Source organism: Streptomyces nanshensis, from assembly GCF_001751255.1.
Taxonomy (GTDB): domain Bacteria; phylum Actinomycetota; class Actinomycetes; order Streptomycetales; family Streptomycetaceae; genus Streptomyces; species Streptomyces nanshensis_A.
On the sequence record NZ_LJGW01000663.1, the window covers coordinates 1 to 5086 of the forward strand.

Annotated in this window: 3 protein-coding genes and 1 pseudogene; 2 read left to right on the forward strand and 2 right to left on the reverse strand. The window is 72.6% G+C overall.

Features of this window, described 5'->3' with window-relative positions; all coding sequences use genetic code 11:
• Positions 1-265: pseudogene (locus AN218_RS31195) on the forward strand (ATP-dependent DNA helicase PcrA); the annotation flags it as partial.
• 120 nt (positions 266-385) lie between these two features.
• On the opposite strand, the gene AN218_RS31200 reads toward AN218_RS31195, so the two are convergent.
• The gene (locus AN218_RS31200) at positions 386-2230 is read right to left on the reverse strand and encodes a M23 family metallopeptidase (RefSeq protein WP_079132791.1); all 1845 of its coding nucleotides are present in this window, start codon (positions 2228-2230) and stop codon (positions 386-388) included.
• 696 nt (positions 2231-2926) lie between these two features.
• Between AN218_RS31200 and AN218_RS31205 the strand changes: the two genes are divergently transcribed.
• Positions 2927-3337: a coenzyme B12-dependent isobutyryl CoA mutase small subunit gene (locus tag AN218_RS31205; protein ID WP_070020385.1), complete on the forward strand. Its 411-nt coding sequence runs from the start codon at positions 2927-2929 to the stop codon at positions 3335-3337.
• 251 nt (positions 3338-3588) lie between these two features.
• On the opposite strand, the gene AN218_RS31210 is transcribed toward AN218_RS31205, so the two are convergent.
• Positions 3589-5086, reverse strand: a 1498-nt coding sequence (locus AN218_RS31210) for a DUF5691 domain-containing protein (protein WP_079132790.1), incomplete at its 5' end; no start/stop codon positions are given.

Below are 5086 nucleotides of genomic sequence, written 5' to 3' on the forward strand. Positions count from 1 at the left end.
CTCGGGGCTCGGGGCGGCGGGCGCGCCGGCGTCGAGCGCCTCGGGGCAGGCACGGCGCGGCCCGAGCGGCTTCGCGACGCGGCGTACACAGGACCGTCCCGTCGTCTCCCTGTCGCCCGGCGACCGCGTGACGCACGACAGCTTCGGGCTCGGCACGGTCGTCTCCGTGAAGGGCAGCGGCGACAAGGCGGAGGCGACGATCGACTTCGGCGGGGAGAAGCCGAAGCGGCTGCTGCTGCGGTACGCGCCGGTGGAGAAGCTGTAGCGGCTGCGGCCGTCGTCCGGGCGGAGCCCGACGGGCGGGCGCCTGCGGCGAGTTCGCGTACCGGCGGGCGAGTTCGCCTACCGGCGATGAGTCCGCGTACGCGTTCCGGAGGGCCGGGCGCTACTGCGGGTTGAGGCCCTTGCCGCGCAGCCAGGGCAGCGGGTCGATGGCCTCGCCGCCGCCGGGGTGCACCTCGAAGTGCAGGTGCGGGCCCGTGGAGTTGCCGGAGGTGCCCGAGTAGGCGATGGCGTCGCCCGCCTTGACCTGGCCGGAACGGATCTTGGTGCTGCTGAGGTGGCAGTACCAGGTCTCGGTGCCGTCGGGAGCGGTCACCACGGCCATGTTGCCGAAGGCCACGTCGTACTTGGTGGTGACGGTGCCGTCGGTGGCCGCCATCACCGTCGTGCCCTCGCTCACGGGGAAGTCGATGCCGGTGTGCACGGACATCCAGTTCAGACCCGCCTGCCCGAACGTCGCGCTGAGTCCGTGCTCCTGGACGGGAAGCGCGAACTTGGGCCGCAGCGCCTCCTTACGGGCGGCCTCCCGCGCCTTGCGTTTGCGCTCCGCCTCCTGGCGGGCCTGGAGGTCGAGGCGCTCCTGCGTACGGCTGGCGCGGTCCGCGAAGTCGTCGGCGTCCGCGGAGAGTCCGGCGAGCTGTGTGTCGAGCTTCTTGTTGGCGGGCTTCACGGGGACGTCCGCGGCCTGCGTCGTCGTCTCCTCCTGCGGGACGCTGTCCGCGACGGAGGCGGCTGCTGCCGCGGCCACGCCCATCACGGCGACGGACGGCACGGCGACGGTGAGCAGCGCGGAGCGCCGGGGTCTGGGGGAGCGGCGGCGGCCGGGAAGGTTCGGGACCCGCAGATCGCCCTGCGGGAGTGCGCCGTGGGCGTCATCGCCGTCGTGGCTGTCGTAGTCGTCGAGACCGTCGTGGCCGTCGAGATCCTCGTGGCCCTCGTAGCCGGCGAGGTCGGGGCCGGTCTCCGCGTCGTAGGCGGGGGCGTCCGCACCGTGGACGTCGTAACCGTCGTAGCTGTCGTAACCGTCATAGCCGTCGAGGGCGGGCATGGCCGTCGTGGCGTCCGGTTCCACGTCGTGCGGGAACGCCCCGTCCGCGTAGGGGAGTTGCTGCCCCTGACCCTGACCCTGCCCCTGGCCGGCGTAGTCCTCGGCGGCCCCGGGTTCGTAGCTGTCGTACGACGTGTACAGCTCGGCGGACTCATAGGACTCCGCGGACTGATGCGCCTCGAAGGACCCGTACGTGTCATAGGTGTCGTACGCGTCGGCCGAGGCGCCGTCATGGCCCGGTACGGCGGTCTGCTGTCCGCCGTAGCCGTAGGCGTCCCAGCCGCCGTCGGCGCCGGTGAAGTCCCACTGCCCGTCGGTCTCCCACTGGGCGTTGTTCCACTGCGAGGTGTCCCACTGCCCGTGGGTCCAGCCGAAGTCGCCCTGGTCGGCGCCGTGTTGAGCGGGTACGTCGGCGGTCTGCGGGAAGCCCGCCTGTGCCCATGCGGCGTCCTGGCCGTAGGAACCGGAGGTGTACGCACCGCTGTCGTAGGACCCGCTGTCATAGGTCCCGGTGTCGTAGCCAGTGCTGTCGTAGCCACCGCTGTGGTGGCCGGCGCCGCCGTACTCGCCGCCGTACGTCCCGGACGCTCCGGCCGGGTCCGCGTAGGCGTCGTATGCGCCCGCGTCGTATGTGCCCTGCGCCCAGGAGGCGTTCTCCATGCCGGTGTGCTGTCCGGGCATCGAGCCGAAGAGCGGGTCAGCGCCGTAGGAGTCGGCGGAGTAGCCGTGGTCGAAGGTGGCCGTGCCCGTGGAATAGCCGTCGTACGCGGCGTGTTGGCCCTGCTGTGCGTACCCGCTGTGCGCGGTCTGCTCGTACTGCCCGTCGTGCGGCGCCGTGTACGAGAAGCCGTGAGAGGAATCGGCCGGGAAGGAGCCTCCCGACGGGTGACTTTCGTTCACCACCAACTTCTCTTTCGCCTCGACAGCAAGGGCGGAGCAGTGCGGTGACTGTACCCGGGGGTACGTGACGACGACAATCTTCAACAGGTTTTACGGCCCGGAGAAACGGGCATTCGGTGGCCTTTTGGTGCTCCACGAAGCCGTTCTTGGCCTTGCGTTCGATGAATGTTCGACCAACTCCCCCTCGGCGTGGGGGAGTTCCGGCGGCTTCCCGCACACTCCGACTCCGGTACGGGCCCGGCGGAAACGCGAACGTCCGTACGCGGAGGGAGAATTCCGGGCGTGAGGTGATGTACCGGGCGGCGGGTGCGGTGGACGGGGCGCGGTCGGGGGCGGCGCGGCCGTCGCGGTTCCGGACCTTCGGCCGGGACGCCGGACGGACCTCCGGGCGGGACGCGGTGCCGACCGGGGTGGACGGTGTGAACCGGACGGTCTGACGGCTCCCGTGCGCGGTCGCGGAGGTGCGGCGACGGGTTCGCGTGAGCGGGCCCGGGGGCGGCACGGGTGCCGGGCCTGCCGGGGGATCGAAGGGGGGCCGCCGCCGTGTGATTTCCCCCTCCCTTCCCGGCCGGAATCGCCTGGGTGCGGGATCCTGGGGATAACGTTCGTTCACTGGGCAGTCGCGGACGCCCTCCGCGGACGACGAAGGGCCGTCGTCGAACCACTCCCCGAAGAGCCGTCGAGATGGAGGCAGTGATGAGTGTGCCGGGTCCGATCCGCGTGGTGGTCGCCAAGCCGGGGCTCGACGGCCATGACCGCGGGGCCAAGGTCATCGCACGCGCGCTGCGCGACGCGGGCATGGAGGTCATCTACACCGGGCTGCACCAGACTCCGGAGCAGATCGTGGACACCGCGATCCAGGAGGACGCCGAGGCGATCGGCCTGTCCATCCTCTCCGGCGCGCACAACACGCTCTTCGCCAAGGTGCTGGAGCTGCTGCGCGAGCGGGACGCCGCCGACATCAAGGTCTTCGGCGGCGGCATCATCCCCGAGGACGACATCGCCCCGCTCAAGGCGAGCGGCGTCGCCGAGATCTTCACGCCCGGTGCCACGACGAACGAGGTCGTCGAGTGGATCCGCGCCAACGTCGGATCGCTGGCCGCCTGACCACCGGGGCCCTCGCCCCGTCGTCCGCCGGTTCCCGTACGCACTGACGCTCCCGCGCGCCCTCCCGTCCCGTACGTCCCCGTCCCGTACGTCCTTCCGCGCTGCCGTTCCGGGCCCACTCCGGTCTCCGCGTCCTCTGCCTCTGTCCTCTGCCCTTCCGCTCCTTGTTCCTCCCGCCTGGCTTCCGCTCCTCGCCGCGCGTCCTCCGGGTCCGGCAGGCCCGGTTCAGGTCACCTCACCGGTTCACGTCCTCACAGAGCCAGGTCCTCCGGCTCGGGTCCGTTCCCGCCCTCGCCGCGCAGTTCCGCGTGCATCGTCGCGCGCAGGCGCAGCGTGGCGACGAGCCGCTGGAACGCCTCCGCCCAGTAGGCGCCGGCGCCCGGTGAGCCGCCCTCCGGCTCGTCCGGGACGGCCGCGAGCGGCTCCAGACGTATCGCGTCGGTGGGCGGAAGGCAGCGTTCGGCCAGTCCCAGAACGCCGCTGAAGCTCCACGGATAGCTGCCCGCGTCCCGTGCGATCTCCAGCGCGTCCACGACGGCCCTGCCGAGCGGCTCCGGCCACGGCACGGTGCAGACCCCGAGCACGCGGAAGGCGTCCGACAGTCCGTGCGCCGCGATGAACGCCGCCGTCCATACGGCGGCCTCCGCTCCCGGAAGCACCGCGAGCAGCTTCGCCGCGTCGCCGGAGCCCTCGTCGGGCGGAGCCGTCGGCGGACCGATCAGGGCCCGCGCCCACTCCGCGTCGTGCTGGCGCACCGCCGCGCGGCACCAGGCGGCGTGCAGATCCTGCCGCCAGCCGTCGGTGACGGGGAGCATGACGATCTCCTGCGCGCGACGCCCGCCGAACTGTCCGTGCCACGTGGAAAGCGGGGTGGCCTCCACCAACTGCCCCAGCCACCAGGCCCGTTCACCGCGTCCGCCGGGCGGTTTGGCCACCACGCCGTCGCGCTGCATCGCGGCGTCGCACTCGTGCGGGGCCTCGACGGCGATGCGGGGCGCCGTGGCGAGAGGGTCCTGTGTGACGTACGTACGCGCCCGGGCCGCCATCCGTGCGGCGAACGCCGAGCCCGGCAGGGTGCTGAGCAGTTCGGCCGCCGTGGCGCGGACCGTGCGGGAACGGTCGGTGAGGGCCCGTTCGAGGAAGTCCTCGTCGGAGGGGGAGAGGCGCTCGCGGAGCGAGTCGAGGAACATCAGCCGGTCCTCGGCCCGTTCGGCGGCCCAGGTGCTCTCCAGGAGGGCGAGCCCGGCCGCCGGGTCCTGGCGGCGCAGCGAGGCGAGCAGCGCGACGCGTTCCGCGAACAGGCCCTCGTCCCAGAGCTGTTGAGCGGCGTCGCGGGCAGAAGCCGCAGCGGACGCCGGAGCCGGCGCCGGAGCGTGCTCGTCCGTCGCCGCCACCCCTTCCGTCCCTTCCGTCTCTCCCTGCGTCGGCCCGTCCAGCCCGGGGACGGCGTACTGCGGCACCGTGTTGCGCAGGGCGAACCTCCACTCGGGATTGAGCCGCGCCAGCCACAGCGCACGGGGGCCCGCGAACGTCAGCGTCTCGGAACGGAGATCGGTACGGGCGCGTGCAGCGTCCAGCAAGGCGGGCAACTGGGCGTCCGGCGCCCGGTATCCGTACCGGTTGGCCGCCGCGAGCCACTGCGGAAGCAGCTCCCCGAGATCGGGCGCCGTGCCGCGTCGGCCGCCTCCGCCGCCCGCGCCCGACGTCCGTCCGGCGAGCAGCGTCGTCAGCCGCGCCGCGGCCGGTGCG